Annotated in this window: 15 protein-coding genes; all 15 read left to right on the top strand. The window is 38.5% G+C overall.

What is annotated here, in order from left to right; all coding sequences use genetic code 11:
• Positions 1 to 3 precede the first annotated feature (3 nt).
• The 15 genes from BLP46_RS02010 (at position 4) to BLP46_RS02080 (ending at position 13,847) form a co-directional block, all read left to right on the top strand.
• On the top strand, positions 4 to 816 hold the full coding sequence (locus BLP46_RS02010; protein ID WP_092974835.1) for a hypothetical protein: 813 nt from the start codon (positions 4 to 6) through the stop codon (positions 814 to 816).
• A 65-nt stretch (positions 817 to 881) separates the two neighbouring features.
• Complete coding sequence (locus BLP46_RS02015) at positions 882 to 1,094, top strand: hypothetical protein (protein ID WP_092974838.1); 213 nt, start codon at positions 882 to 884, stop codon at positions 1,092 to 1,094.
• 2 nt (positions 1,095 to 1,096) lie between these two features.
• Positions 1,097 to 1,825, top strand: a complete 729-nt coding sequence (locus tag BLP46_RS02020; RefSeq protein WP_092974842.1) for an ABC transporter ATP-binding protein — start codon at positions 1,097 to 1,099, stop codon at positions 1,823 to 1,825.
• A complete protein-coding gene (locus tag BLP46_RS02025; protein WP_092974846.1) occupies positions 1,826 to 2,560 on the top strand; it encodes an ABC transporter permease in 735 nt (244 codons plus the stop codon).
• Positions 2,561 to 2,775: 215 nt separating this feature from the next.
• Positions 2,776 to 3,501, top strand: a complete 726-nt coding sequence (locus tag BLP46_RS02030; protein WP_092974849.1) for a 4'-phosphopantetheinyl transferase family protein — start codon at positions 2,776 to 2,778, stop codon at positions 3,499 to 3,501.
• A 14-nt stretch (positions 3,502 to 3,515) separates the two neighbouring features.
• The gene (locus BLP46_RS02035; protein WP_092974852.1) at positions 3,516 to 4,193 is read left to right on the top strand and encodes an MBL fold metallo-hydrolase; all 678 of its coding nucleotides are present in this window, start codon (positions 3,516 to 3,518) and stop codon (positions 4,191 to 4,193) included.
• Positions 4,194 to 4,220: 27 nt separating this feature from the next.
• A complete protein-coding gene (locus BLP46_RS02040; RefSeq protein WP_092974855.1) occupies positions 4,221 to 5,177 on the top strand; it encodes an acyltransferase domain-containing protein in 957 nt (318 codons plus the stop codon).
• A gap of 29 nt (positions 5,178 to 5,206) precedes the next feature.
• Positions 5,207 to 7,483 carry an ACP S-malonyltransferase gene (fabD, locus tag BLP46_RS02045; RefSeq protein WP_092974858.1) on the top strand — a complete coding sequence of 759 codons (2,277 nt, stop codon included), beginning with the start codon at positions 5,207 to 5,209 and terminating at the stop codon, positions 7,481 to 7,483.
• Positions 7,484 to 7,506: 23 nt separating this feature from the next.
• On the top strand, positions 7,507 to 8,772 hold the full coding sequence (locus BLP46_RS02050) for a hydroxymethylglutaryl-CoA synthase family protein (RefSeq protein ID WP_092974861.1): 1,266 nt from the start codon (positions 7,507 to 7,509) through the stop codon (positions 8,770 to 8,772).
• A gap of 3 nt (positions 8,773 to 8,775) precedes the next feature.
• The gene (locus BLP46_RS02055) at positions 8,776 to 9,534 is read left to right on the top strand and encodes an enoyl-CoA hydratase/isomerase (RefSeq protein WP_092974864.1); all 759 of its coding nucleotides are present in this window, start codon (positions 8,776 to 8,778) and stop codon (positions 9,532 to 9,534) included.
• A 42-nt stretch (positions 9,535 to 9,576) separates the two neighbouring features.
• Positions 9,577 to 10,329, top strand: a complete 753-nt coding sequence (locus BLP46_RS02060; RefSeq protein WP_318259410.1) for a polyketide synthase — start codon at positions 9,577 to 9,579, stop codon at positions 10,327 to 10,329.
• Between the two features lie 54 nt (positions 10,330 to 10,383).
• On the top strand, positions 10,384 to 10,629 hold the full coding sequence (locus tag BLP46_RS02065; RefSeq protein WP_092974870.1) for an acyl carrier protein: 246 nt from the start codon (positions 10,384 to 10,386) through the stop codon (positions 10,627 to 10,629).
• Positions 10,622 to 11,899, top strand: coding sequence for a beta-ketoacyl synthase N-terminal-like domain-containing protein (locus BLP46_RS02070; RefSeq protein ID WP_167669143.1), 1,278 nt, complete (start codon positions 10,622 to 10,624; stop codon positions 11,897 to 11,899). Before BLP46_RS02065 ends, BLP46_RS02070 begins: the two co-directional genes overlap by 8 nt.
• Before the next feature lie 26 nt (positions 11,900 to 11,925).
• The gene (locus tag BLP46_RS02075; protein WP_092974876.1) at positions 11,926 to 12,663 is read left to right on the top strand and encodes a 3-oxoacyl-ACP reductase family protein; all 738 of its coding nucleotides are present in this window, start codon (positions 11,926 to 11,928) and stop codon (positions 12,661 to 12,663) included.
• A 152-nt stretch (positions 12,664 to 12,815) separates the two neighbouring features.
• Complete coding sequence (locus BLP46_RS02080) at positions 12,816 to 13,847, top strand: FAD:protein FMN transferase (protein WP_092974879.1); 1,032 nt, start codon at positions 12,816 to 12,818, stop codon at positions 13,845 to 13,847.
• The last annotated feature ends 85 nt before the right edge of the window (positions 13,848 to 13,932 follow it).

Consider the following 13,932-nt stretch of genomic DNA (forward strand, 5'->3'; position numbering starts at 1 on the left):
TTTATGAAAAGAGTACATTGGTTTGAATTTATGGATTTTAAATGGTTTCCGAATTTCCTGCGCGATATCATTACGGACACAATAAAAGTCAGCGACAAAAATCCGATGTTTGACAGAATTGTTCCTGTTATAGTTAATGCGTTAGACCAAAGCAAGACAAACACAGTTGTTGACCTTTGCTCTGGCGGCGGTGGTCCTTGGTTTCGTCTGTTCAATTTAATCAAGGCAGAAAAGCCTGATTTTGAATTGGTATTAACAGATTTGTATCCGAATAAAAAAACAATAGACAGTATTCCGGCAGAATTTAAAGAAAAAGTTGAGTACATAACAGAACCTGTTGATGCAACCGACGTTCCTGCGTCGCTAAAAGGTGTTCGTACTTTCTTCGGAAGCTTCCACCACATGCGCCCGCAACAGGCAAAGCAGATTCTTGAATGTGCTGCAAAAGAAAATAACGGAATTGTTGTTGGCGAGGCGGCTATGTTTCCGCGTGAAAAATCTTGGCTTATATTGATTTTGCAGATTGTGTTCTTTCCGCTGTATTTAATTATGTATTGGGTCATGGCTGCAAAAGCAATTAAGGGCAGCGTTCTAACCAAAATTCTTAGATTTATTTTAGTATATCCTATCCCTTTGATTCCGCTTATTATGATGTGGGACAGTGCGGTTTCTGCAATGAGGGTGTACACAAAAGAGGATTTGGATAATCTTATAAAAGATATCAAGGTTGACGGTTATATTTTTGAAGCAAAGAAAATTCCGTCTTATCGGGACAAACCGGCAATACATTATTGTGTCGGTTATCCTTGTGATTAAATATAATTTTATGATTACTAACTAACAAACTAAAAATATAATTTAAATGTTTGGAGGCAAATTGTATGTTTGGTAAAAAAAGTTCACAGGAAAAGGCAAGCTACGTTGTTCAGGTAAAAGAAGACGGAAGCATTGTTTTGCCAAAGGAAGCAATGGATATGTTCGGTATTGTTCCGGGCGATAACGTTGCAGTTTTGGGCGAAAAATCTAAGGGCGGCTTGGTTATCATCAAAAATGATATGATGGTAAAGATGCTTATGAAAGGTCAGGCGAATTAAGGTTGAATTCAATTGAAATTAAGAACTTGACGCGCAAGTTCAAGACAAGAACCGCTGTTGATTCTTTGAATCTTGAAATTGGCGAGGGTGAAATGTTTGCTTTGCTCGGACAGAACGGTGCCGGCAAATCAACAACAATCAATATGCTTTCGTGTATATTGATTCCTACTGACGGAGATGCATTTATCTACGGACACAGTATTAAGAACGATTATGAAAAGGTTAAGGAAATAATCAACGGTTCTCCTCAGGAAACAGCCGTTGCACCGAAGCTTACCGTAAAAGAAAACCTTGAGCTTATTGCAAGAATATACGGCTGTGACAAGGAAGAAGCCGAAAAACGTGCTAATGAGATGATGACACAGTTTAAACTTGCTGACAGAGCAAACGACAAGGCAAAGTCTTTGTCGGGCGGTATGCAGAGAAGACTGAGCATTGCAATGGCATTGATTTCTGACCCAAAGGTTCTGTTCTTGGACGAACCTACACTCGGTCTTGATGTAAGAGCAAGAAAAAATCTTTGGGAAGCTATTGCTGAACTTAAGGGTAAGATTACAATAATACTTACAACACATTATCTTGAGGAAGCAGAAAACTTGGCCGACAGAATCGGAATAATGAATAACGGAAAGCTCAAAGCCCTTGGTACGGTTGATGAAATTCTGAAAATTACAAATAAGACTAAGTTTGAAGATGCTTTTCTGAGTTTGACCGATACGGAGGTAGAATAAATGAGATTTTTAAACTTTTCTTCAAGAAACCGTAAAGAAATTTTAAGAGACCCTTTGAGTTTGGTTTTCGGTATAGGATTTCCTGTAATAATGTTGGCACTGTTTTCTGTGCTTTCTAACAGTATTCAGGGAATGCCAAAAGAGATTTTTTCAATTTCAAACTTTGCTCCCGATATGGTTGTGTTTGGATTATCATTTATAACACTGTTCTTGGGAACATTGATGGCTAACGACAGAAAAAGTTCATTCCTTACAAGACTTTTTTCATCTCCTCTTAAAAAGAGAGATTATGTTTGGGGATACCAGTTCCCAATGGTAATAATGGCTATTTTGCAGGCTATTGTATGCTTTATTGCATCATTAATTTTCGGCTTGGAATTTACACCAAGGATTTTCCTTGCACTTGTTGTTATTATTCCAGTAAGTCTTTTGTACATTTCATTCGGTCTGTTACTTGGAACTTTCTTTTCACCTGAACAGGTTGGCGGTATGGGTTCAATGATTGTCAGTGTATCAATCATTTTGAGCGGTACATTCTTTGATTTGGACACAATGGAAGGCGGCTTTGCTACTTTCTGTAATATCCTTCCTTTCAGACACGCTGTTGACTCAATTCAGTATACATTGTCCGGAGATTATAAAGAAGTAATTATAAATCTTATTTGGGTACTTGTGTATGCAGGTGTTATAAGAGGAGTTGCAACCGAGTTCTTTGGCAAACAGATGAGATATTAATTTCAATTAGGTATTGCATTCGTCAATAGTTAAATTTATTGGCGAATGCAATATAACTTGAATTACTGCAATTTTTTGAATGATAACAATCGGTTCTGTCGGTTGGTGTTAAGACCGTACCGGATAATTAATGTGTTTTTGTTTTGTTTTGTTAATTATGCGGTTTTGTCTTAAATGCAAATAATTTTAATAATAACAAGGTGTGTTGAGTTTTTGTGGACGCTTTTTTAAAAGAAATTGACTATGACAATAATATTCATAAAATCGGAGTGTCATTTATTGATTTTAATGAGATAAATTATGATAATTCAGAGCTTAGCAAAATGCTGTCTATGAAAGAATATCTTGAACTTCAAACAATGAAATTCGAGAAGAGAAAGCACGATTATGTTTTGGGAAGACTTTGCTCAAAAATTGCTGTTCAGCAGATTTATCCCGAATTAAATTACAGTCAGATTGATGTTTCAAACGGAGTTTTTAATCAGCCTGTGGTTAACATACCAAACAACAGTATTCAAATTTCGCTGTCACATTGCAACGATTACGGAATTGCAATTGCGTTTGACGAATCTATTCCGATGGGTATAGACATTGAGGAGATAAAAGAAAGAAACTATAAGGTTATTAAGAGTCAACTTACGCAGGGCGAAATGAATATAATAGATGAAGACGAAAACCCTTGGTTGTTTACTGCTTTTTGGGCACTAAAAGAAGCAATATCAAAAGCCCTTAAAACGGGTTTTTTGACACCTATCGAAGTTTATGAAATTTCAGAATATAAGATTGATGAAAATATGCTGACTTGCGAGTTTAAAAACTTTCCTCAGTTTGCAAGCACTGCGTATGTAACCGAAAACTATGTTACTGCGGTTGTGTTCCCAAATCGAATTGAAAACGAGTTTGGAATTGACTTTTTTAAGAATTTAAAAACTTTGTGTTGATTTGAGAGGAATCAATGAAAAAAAGTTGCAGCGTATACATTATAAGAACAACCAATTTAAATATTATCAACTATTGTTATGTTGTCATTGACAATGAAACCAAAAAAACAGCCCTGATTGACCCGTCTTGGAATATTGATTCAATAATAAAGGTGGTCAATAACATTGGCGGCTTGGTTGAAAAGGTGTTTTTAACACATTCGCATATTGACCATATTAATTTGGCAGATGAATGTGCCGAGCGGTTTAATGCTCAAATATATATGAGTGAAATTGAGATAAATACATATGGCTTCAGCTGTAAAAACCTTTTGGGAGTAAGGGACAGACAAATTGTAAACATAGGTAAAACCAACGTTCACTGCATTTCCACTCCGGGACATACGGCAGGAAGTATGTGCTTTTACTGCGACGGCAATTTTTTTACCGGAGATACGGTCTTTATCGAAGGTTGCGGAATGTGTGATTTTCCCGGTGCATCGCCCGACGATATGTATCACAGCCTGCGGAAAATCAAGAGTATTATACCGAAAGATACGATAATATATCCTGCTCACAGTTACGGTGAAAAAGTGGGCAAGCCGTTTGGGTATTTACTTAACAATAACGTGTATTTTAACATTGACAATAAGGAACATTTTATAAAATTCAGAATGAGGAAAGACCAAAAAGGCCTGTTTGATTTCAAGTAATTACAAATTTTCAAGTAGGGTGAATATATGGGGAGCAAGTATTTTTTGTACTCCGGACAGGGTTCTCAATATATGAATATGGGCAAAAAGCTCTATATGGAGGATGAGACCTTTTCAAAATATATGAGATATCTGGATGATATTGTTATTGATGAAACAGGAGATTCCGTTATTGAGTATATGTACAACGAACCGCTGATGACTTACAAGATTTTCGATAACATTATTTTTACACACCCGGCTATATGCATGGTTGAGTATTCAATGACAAAGACGCTGAATAAACGCCGGATTATACCTGACGGATTGATTGGGTGCAGCTTGGGCGAATACACCGCAATGGCTGTTGCGGGTGTTGTTGATATAGAAGAACTTATGCTTATAATTATAAAGCAGGCAAGGCTGCTTAGTCAAAGCAATATTTCAGGCGGAATGCTTGCAATTATTGACGATTTTTCAAGGTATCAAAAATCTTATTTTGAAAGAATCGGTTTGCAGATTATATCTGTAAATCATAACAGCCATTTTATTGTTTCGGGAGACAGAAACAGCATAGATAAATTGATTTATGATTTAAAAGGTAAAAATATAAATTATTTTGACTTGCCGGTAAAATACGGATTTCATTCAAGTAATATTGAGCCGTTTTACGATGTGTTTATGAATGAAGTGGCTGACATCACATTGAAAAAAGCAAAGATTCCGGTTTATTCCTGTTCACAGTGCAGACCGGTTAGCGAGTATACCAAAGATATGCTTTGGAATGTGGTGAGAAACAATATTATGTACAGAGAAGTTTTACAAAAGTATGTAAAAGAAAATGATGTACTTATTGATGTCGGTCCACAGGGCACACTTGCGGGTTTCAGCAAAAAAATTCTCAACAGAACATCGGGCATATTCAGCACAATGACTTTATTTAATCAAGAGCAAAAAGCCATATCTCAAATTGAAGATTATGTTAACAATAATAAGGCAAATTAATAAATACATTTGATTTTAGGAGGAAGGTTATGTTAGCTTATGTATTTCCCGGACAGGGGTCTCAGGTTGTCGGGATGGGAAAGGATTTGTTTGACGAATTCAAAGAATATGTTGACGCAGCAGACGAGATCTTGGGATATTCAATAAAGGAACTTTGTTTGGAAGACCCTAACGGAGTTCTTGGATTAACACAGTATACTCAGCCTGCTTTGTATGTTGTAAATGCGCTTACATATTTAAAAGAGGTAAAAACCACAGGTGTTAAACCTGATTTTGTTGCCGGACACAGCCTTGGTGAATACGATGCGCTGTTTGCGGCAGGTGTTTTTGATTTTGCAACGGGACTTAAACTTGTCCAGAAGCGCGGCGAGCTTATGTCACAAGCCAAGGGCGGCGGAATGGCTGCGGTTCTTGGACTTAAGGAAGAAGAAATCAGAAAGGTTTTAAAAGAAAAAAATCTTTCATCTATCGACATTGCAAACCTCAACTCACCAAGCCAGACGGTTATTTCGGGTTTGAAAGAGGACATTGAGGCTGCCCAGACGATTTTTGAAGAGGCAGGAGCATTAAGATATGTTGTTTTAAAGGTTAGCGGTGCTTTCCATTCAAGATATATGAAAGAGGCTCAGGAAAAATTCGGTGAATTTATGAACCAGTTTGAGTTTAAAAAGCCTGAGATTACCGTTATTTCAAACCTTTATGCCCGTCCTTATAAAGCAAAGAACCTCAGAGAAACTTTGCTCGGACAGATTACTTCGTCGGTAAGATGGACTGAAACAATAAGATATATATGGGGCAAGGACGAAAATGTTGATATTGTTCAAATTGGCCCCGGCAATGTGCTTAAGGGACTCACACGAGGCATAAAAAGAGATTGTCAGCCGTTGATTGTAAATGACGAAGACGATTTTGATGATACAGATGATGCAATTGAAGAGAGCGGCGTTGAGATTGAAGAGCTTAACAGCAGCAATTCATTGGGCAGCAAACTGTTTAAAGAAAGATACGGTTTGAACTATGCTTATGCGGCAGGTCCTATGTATTGTGAGATTTCATCAAAAGAATTTGTTGAAACAATGGCAAAGTCAAGAATGCTCTCGTTCTACGGCACGGCAGGTGTTGAGCTTAGCAAAATTGAAGAAGCATTGGAATATCTTAAGAAGAATATCGGCGACAAGGCTTCATACGGCGCTAACATTATGCCTGACATAATGAACGGTGAAAGAGAAGGCAAAATTGTAGACTTGCTTCTTAAATATGATGTTAAGACAGTACTGGCTTCGTTTTACATTAATATGACTCCGGAGCTTATAAGATATAAGGTAAACGGATTAAAGAGAGATTCGTCGGGCAAGGTTGTATCTACTAACAGAGTTATTGCAAAGCTGTCACGTCCTGAGGTTTTGAACTCGTTTTTGTCTCCGATTCCGTCTGAAATTCTCAGCAGTCTGTTGTCGGAAAACAAGATAACCAAGGAGCAGTTTGATATGGCACAGAATATTCCTGTTGCCGATGACGTTTGCGTAATTTCCGATTCAGCCGGAAATACAGATATGGGCGTTGCCTACACTATGATTCCTACAATGGTTAATCTTAGAAACGATTTGGTAAGCAAACACAATTACAGCAACTATGTTTGCATTGGTTGTGCCGGAGGAATCGGAACTCCTGACGCAATTGTTGCTGCTGTTATGCTTGGTGCGGAATTTGTTATGACAGGTTCAATCAATCAGTGTACGGTAGAAGCCAAAACAAGCGACACTGTTAAAAATATGCTTCAGGAAGCAGAGATTCAAGACACGGAATATATTGTGTCGGGCGATAATTTTGAATTTGGAACAAAGTCTCAGATTTTCAGAAAAGGCGTTTTGTTCCACGTTCGTGCAACAAAGCTTTATGAAACATACAAGCTTTATAATTCAATTGACGAGATTGACGATTATACCAAGAAGCAGATTGAAGAAAGATATTTCCAAAAAAGCTTTGAACAAATTTATGATGAGATAAAAAGCACCTGCTCTCCGATTCAGCTTGAACGTATGCAGAGCAATCCGAAGTATAAAATGTCTATGATATTCAAGTGGTACTTTGACAACGGAACAAAGCTTGCTTTGAGCGGCAACGAGGACAGAGTTGTGGATTATATGATTAACTGCAGTTCTGCTATGGGTGCGTTTAACACATATGTTAAGGGTACAAACCTTGAAAACTGGCATAACAGAAATGCCGACGTAGTCGGAAAGCTGTTGATGGATCAGGCAGACTATTTATTAAAAAGAAAAATATCGGCTCTTAAAATGAATTGACATAATTTAAGGATGTGAACACAATGGGCAAAGTTAATGTTGGAATCGAAGCAATTAATTACTACGGCGGTTCGGCATATGTTAATGTAAAAAAACTTGCAGAGTTAAGAAATTTGGATAATAACAGATTTGAAAACCTTCTTATGAAAGAAAAGTCCGTTCCTCTCAACTATGAGGATCCGATTTCGTTCGGCGTAAACGCCGCAAAGCCGATAATCGATTCTCTGAGTGATGAGGACAAGGACAGAATAGAGATGTTGGTTACCTGCACGGAGTCCGGAATAGATTTTGGTAAATCTATAAGTACATATATTCACCACTATCTCGGACTTAACAGAAATTGCAGATTGTTTGAGCTGAAAAACGCTTGTTTTTCCGGTTCGGCAGGATACCAAAACGCTTTGAATTTCGTTGCTTCTCAGGTAGCTCCCGGTGCAAAGGCATTGGTTATTGCTACCGATATGATAAAATTTGCCGCTGCCGACGGCGGAGAGGCTCTTACAGCAGACTGGTCATTTGCAGAGTTAAGCGGAGGCGCAGGCGCAGTTGCTATTTTGGTCAGCGAACAGCCTGATATTTTGGTTTCCGACTTTGGCGCAAACGGCTCTTACGGATATGAAATTATGGATACTTGCAGACCTATTACAAACGGTGAAGCAGGTAACGCAGATCTTTCGCTGATGTCATATCTTGACTGCTGCGAAGCTGCTTTTAAGGAGTATTGCAAGAGGGTTGCGGACGTTGATTATGTTAAGACATTTGACTATCTTGTGTTCCACACTCCGTTTGGCGGTATGGTAAAGGGTGCTCACAGAACAATGATGAGAAAGCTTTATAAGGCAAAGCCCGCTGTAATAGCCGAGGACTTTGACAAGAGAGTATTTCCCGGAATGCAGTATTGTATGCGTGTTGGCAATTCCTGCGGCGCTACTATTTTCCTTAACCTTATAAGCACAATATGTCACGGCGATTTTACAGAGCCAAAGCGTTTGGGCTTTTTCTCATACGGTTCCGGCTGTTGTTCGGAATTTTACAGCGGCGTTGTTACCAAGGAAGGTCAGGAAAAGCTGTTAAAGATGGATGTTAATAAGACGCTTGACGACAGATATGAGCTTTCTATGGACCAGTACGAGTTGATTTTGAGAAACAACGGTTCGGTTGAATTTGGAACAAGAAATGCAGACATTGACTTTAATCTTGTGCCTGAGCCTTTTGAAAAACTGAAGGGCAAGGGAATACTTGTTTTAAACAAGATTAATGAATATCACAGGGAATATATCTGGGTATAATCAATGGAAATCAATTTAAACGAATTTAAAGCGCTGAAAGTTTCCTTTAAGGACAAGATTTGCAGAATACAGTTTAATCGCCCCGAAAGCAAAAATACAATTGATTCGCAAACGGTAATTGAGCTTACGAAGATTTTGAATTATTGCGAAGACAAAATGAACATTGTAGTTTTAGAGGGCAATGACGAGGTCTTTTGCTTTGGTGCGGACTTTAAGCAGGAAAGCTCTTCCGACTCAAAAAAGCGTGAGCCTGGAGTGCTTTACGACTTGTGGAAAAAGCTTGCCTGCGGTTCGTTTGTATCAATAGCATATGTCAAGGGCAGAGCAAATGCCGGAGGTATGGGGTTTGTTGCCGCAAGTGATATTGTTATTGCCGGTGAAAATGCGATGTTCAGTCTTTCTGAACTGCTTTTCGGATTGTATCCTGCAATGGTGATGCCGTTTTTAATAAGAAAAATCGGTTTTCAAAAGGCTAAATATATGGCTCTTACAACAAAACCCGTTAATGTTCAAACAGCTTTTGAATGGGGAATAGTTGACGCCTTTGGCCCAAAAAGCGATATGATTTTGGGACAGCATTTGGCAAGGCTTACCAAAATTCCCAAGTCAGCGGTTGTTGCTTATAAGAATTATATGAATAAACTTGATTTGTCTATTGAAAATTTGGAAAGCGTTGCGGTGTCTGAAAATTTGAAAATGTTTTCTGATAAAGAAAATATGGAAAGAATCAGCCAATTTACGAATACAGGACAGATTTTATAATATTTTTATTGAATGGAATGAGGGAGTACTTTGCAGGAAAAAGTGATTTTTTTATCTGAGGTAAGACCCGGAGTTGCGTTAATTAAGATGGAGGACAGAGAAAACAAAAATCTTTTTACGCAGCAATTTATGAATGAGTTGTGCGCCGCCTTTGAAGAAGCGCAAAATGACGAAAAATACAAGGTTATAATTTTCACCGGATTTGATAGCTATTTTGCAACCGGAGGAACAAAAGAAACTTTGCTTGCCATACAGCAGGGTAAGATGACGTTTTTGACAGAGGACGGAAAGAGCAATGTTTACAGCCTTCCGTTAGAGTGCAAGATACCCGTTATTGCGGCAATGCAGGGACACGCCATCGGCGGAGGACTTTCGCTGGGGCTGTTTGCGGATTTTGTGATTATGTCTTTGGAGAGCATATATACCGCAAGCTTTATGAAGTACGGATTTACTCCGGGCTTTGGTTCAACATATATATTTCCCAAGAAACTGGGGATTCCCTTGGCAGAGGAGTTTTTGATTACAGCAAAAACTTTCAGAGGTCAGGATTTGATGAAGCGCGGAATACCGTTTGAGGTTTGCCGCAGACGAGAGGTTTTGGACAAGGCAATTGAGCTTGCAGAGTTGATTGCCGAAAAGCCGAGGACTTCACTGATTACGCTCAAGGACAATATGGTTGAAGAAATCAGGGCTAATCTTCCGCAGGCAATTGATAAGGAATTGGTTATGCACAACATTACATTCCATCAGCCGGAAGTCAAAGAAAAAATAATGGATTTATACGGTGAATCTTAATTACTGAACAAGAGGTTTGGTATAAGAAATAAATTTTAGATAGGAAAATAAATTATGAGCAAAGAAGAAATTTTTGAAATTATTAAAGAAAACATCTTAGACATTATCCCCGAATTGGATTTGTCGGAAGTTACAATGAAAGACAGCCTTAAGGAAATCGGTGCAAACTCTGTTGACAGAGCCGATATTATTATGTTTACAATGGAATCTCTTAATATCAGAATACCTATGGTAAAATTCGGCAATGCCGCAAACATAGGCGATATTGTTGATATTATGTATGAGGCAAAGAATGAGTAATGTTTATATTACTGGAATGGGTTCAATTAATGCCCTTGGGCTTAATTGCCAAGAGTTTTCCGATTTATTAAAAAACGGAGTTAACGGAATTAAACGCAGCTCGTACTTTTCTAAATTATCAGCGGACGTAAAAGTTGCGGCTGAAATCGGAGAATTCAAACTTTCAGAATATATAAAATCAAAGCCGATTGACAAAAGATTGCTCGAGGCGGTCAGACCCTTTAGAGGTTCCAGGACCACAATGGCAATTGATACTTTAATTGCTTCCGTTATGCAGGCATATGATATGGCAAAAATCAGCTGTGAAGATATGGAGCTGCACTCTGACAGAACTTCAATAGTTGTTGCAGGAAGTAATTTGAGCCAAAACAGAAATGATGAAATCAGAAACCGTTATTGCAATTCTAAAGAGTATGTAACTCCAAACTATGCAATTCAGTTTTTTGATACCAACTATGTTGGAATTTTAAGCGAGATATTTAAAATCAAAGGAGAGGGAATGACGGTTGGCAACGCCTCTGCAAGCGGTAATGCCGCTTTGATAAACGCTTACCGTATGGTAAAATCGGGCGTTTGCGACAGATGTGTTGTTGCGGCACCGATAGTTGATTTTTCTCCTTATGAATTGCAGAGCTTTAAAAATCTCGGAGCACTGGGCGGAGATGATTATGAGAATAATCCCGAACAAGCTTGCAGACCGTTTGACGCTGCGCATAACGGGTTTATTCTTGGACAGGGATGCGGATGTATTATTTTAGAATCCGACAGGATTTTGGGAAATAATCGTTCAAAAGCTCTGGCTCAGGTTTTGTCGGGAAGCATAAAACTTGACGGAAATCGACTGTCTGACGCACGCTTGGACGGAGAATATTCTGCAATGAAAAATGCTGTTGAATATGCCGGTCTTAAAGCGGAGGACATAGATTATATCAACGCTCACGGAACTTCGACTCCTCTCGGAGACGATGTTGAATTATCGGCAATCAAGGAGCTTTTCGGGGCTGATAACAATAACCTGAGGGTTAATTCAACAAAGGGTATGATTGGGCACTGTATGTTCTCGGCAGGCTTAATAGAGGCAATTGCCTGTGTTTTGCAAATGAACGGCAATTTTGTTCACGGCAATGCCAATTTATCTAAACCTGTGGCGGAAGATGTACGGTTAGTCGGCAATAAGGCCGAGAATTATACTATTAAATATGCTTTGAATAATTCTTTTGGCTTTGGCGGAATAAATACTTCTGTTGTAATAAAAAATGTGAATATATAATACTTTATATGAATTGGAGGCATAGAATGAGGTTAGAAGGAAAGACAGCTATTATTACCGGTGCTTCAAGGGGAATCGGCAGAGCAATTGCAATTAGATTTGCCCAAGAAGGCGCAAATCTTGCCCTGATATATGCAAGCAATGACGAAGCTATGAGAAATGTTTGCAATGAAGTTAGTCAGTATGGCGTTAAAGTTGAATCATATAAGTGTGATGTAAGCAACTATGAAGAAGTAAGCCAAACTGTAAAAAGTGTTAACGAGACATTCGGCGAAGTTGATATATTGGTTAACAATGCCGGTGTGGTTCGTGACGGAGTGGCTTTTTCAATAAAAGAAGAAGACTTTGACTTGGTAGTTGATACCAGCCTCAAAGGTGCCTTTCATATGATAAAGGCTTGCTACTACGGATTTATCCGCAGAAGATACGGAAAAATTATTAACATTTCGTCAGTTTCGGGAATTTACGGAAACGCAGGACAGTCTAATTACTCATCGGCAAAAGCCGGCTTAATCGGTTTGACTAAGTCAATTGCTAAAGAGCTTGGCGTTCGCAATATTTGCTGTAATGCTGTTGCTCCCGGAATTATAGACACCGATATGACAAGCAATATTTCGTATGATGAAAAACGACTGGAGGCAATATCGCTGAGACGTATCGGAAAGCCTGAAGATGTTGCAAATGCAGTATTGTTTTTGGCAAGCAGTGAGAGTGATTACATAACAGGTGAAGTGCTTAAGGTTGACGGAAACCTTGCTATGTAAGTTAATTAATCAGACTAATGTTTTATGGAGCAGTCGGTTGGCTGCTCCTTTTTTATGCTGTCATTGACTCAACGGCAGACAATAGTATATAATTGTTTACAAAGGTCATTGTTTGACCGAGATTATATTTGTAAAAGGATTTATCAAGATAAATGAAAAGACTTATTTGCATTTTAATTATAACGGCTTTGTTGTTCAGCACTGCGGCGCTTGTTGGCTGTAATGTGTCAGGCAAGCCTGCCGAAGATTCTTTTGAAGCAATGGACACTTTTATGAGTTTTAAGGCTTACGGTGAAAACAGTGATTCGGTTGTGTCACAAATTCGGGAAAAAATTCTGCGGCTTGATTCGCTGTTTTCGACTACAAATTCAGACAGCGATATTTATAGGATAAACAAGAGAACCTCTGATTCAGTTAAGGTTGACGACGTGACCGCTGATGCGGTTTCAAAATCGCTTGAAATATGCAAAAGTGTTGACGGGGTACTTGATATTTCAGTTTATCCGATTGTAAGGGAATGGGGATTTATTGACAAGGATTATAAAATTCCCGATAAAAGCAGAATTGACGAGCTTTTGAAATGCGTAGATTATACTAAAGTTAGCGTTTCAGACGGTCAAATTACCCTTTTGCCCGATATGGAGCTTGACCTTGGCGCAGTTGCCAAGGGTTATGCCGCCGATGAGGCGATTGAAATTTGCAAAAGCAATAATACGTCATCCGCTTTGCTTAACTTAGGCGGTACTATTGCGGCGGTAGGCAAAAAACCTGACGGTTCAAGCTGGAATATTGGAGTTGCAAACCCAAAAAACAGCGCAGATTACTTTGGTTATCTCAGTTGCTCGGATTGTGTTGCTGCAACTTCGGGCGGATATGAAAGATATTTTGTCGGCGATGACGGCAAGACATATATTCATATTATCAATCCAAAAACAGGTTATCCGATTGATAATGAAATCAGTTCGGTTACGATTGTTTCCAAAAACGGAATTAAAAGCGACGCTTTGTCAACTGCTTTGTTTGTTATGGGGATTGACAAAGCGGAGGAATATTGGAGAAACAGCGGAGATTTTGATTTTATAATTCTTGATAAGAACAATAAGGTGCATATAACCAAAAACATTGCCGACGATTTTAAACTTGCCGATGAAAATCAGGATATAAAAATCAATGTTGTTGAATAAACGTCTTGGCTTTTATTTAAGGTGTAAAAAGATTTTAGATTTTGCGTTGCTTATATTGATTAAATTAATATTCTGTTTTTAAGCA

It is taken from the genome of Ruminococcus sp. YE282 (assembly GCA_900101355.1).
GTDB classification, from domain to species: Bacteria; Bacillota; Clostridia; order Oscillospirales; family Acutalibacteraceae; genus Ruminococcoides; species Ruminococcoides bromii_A.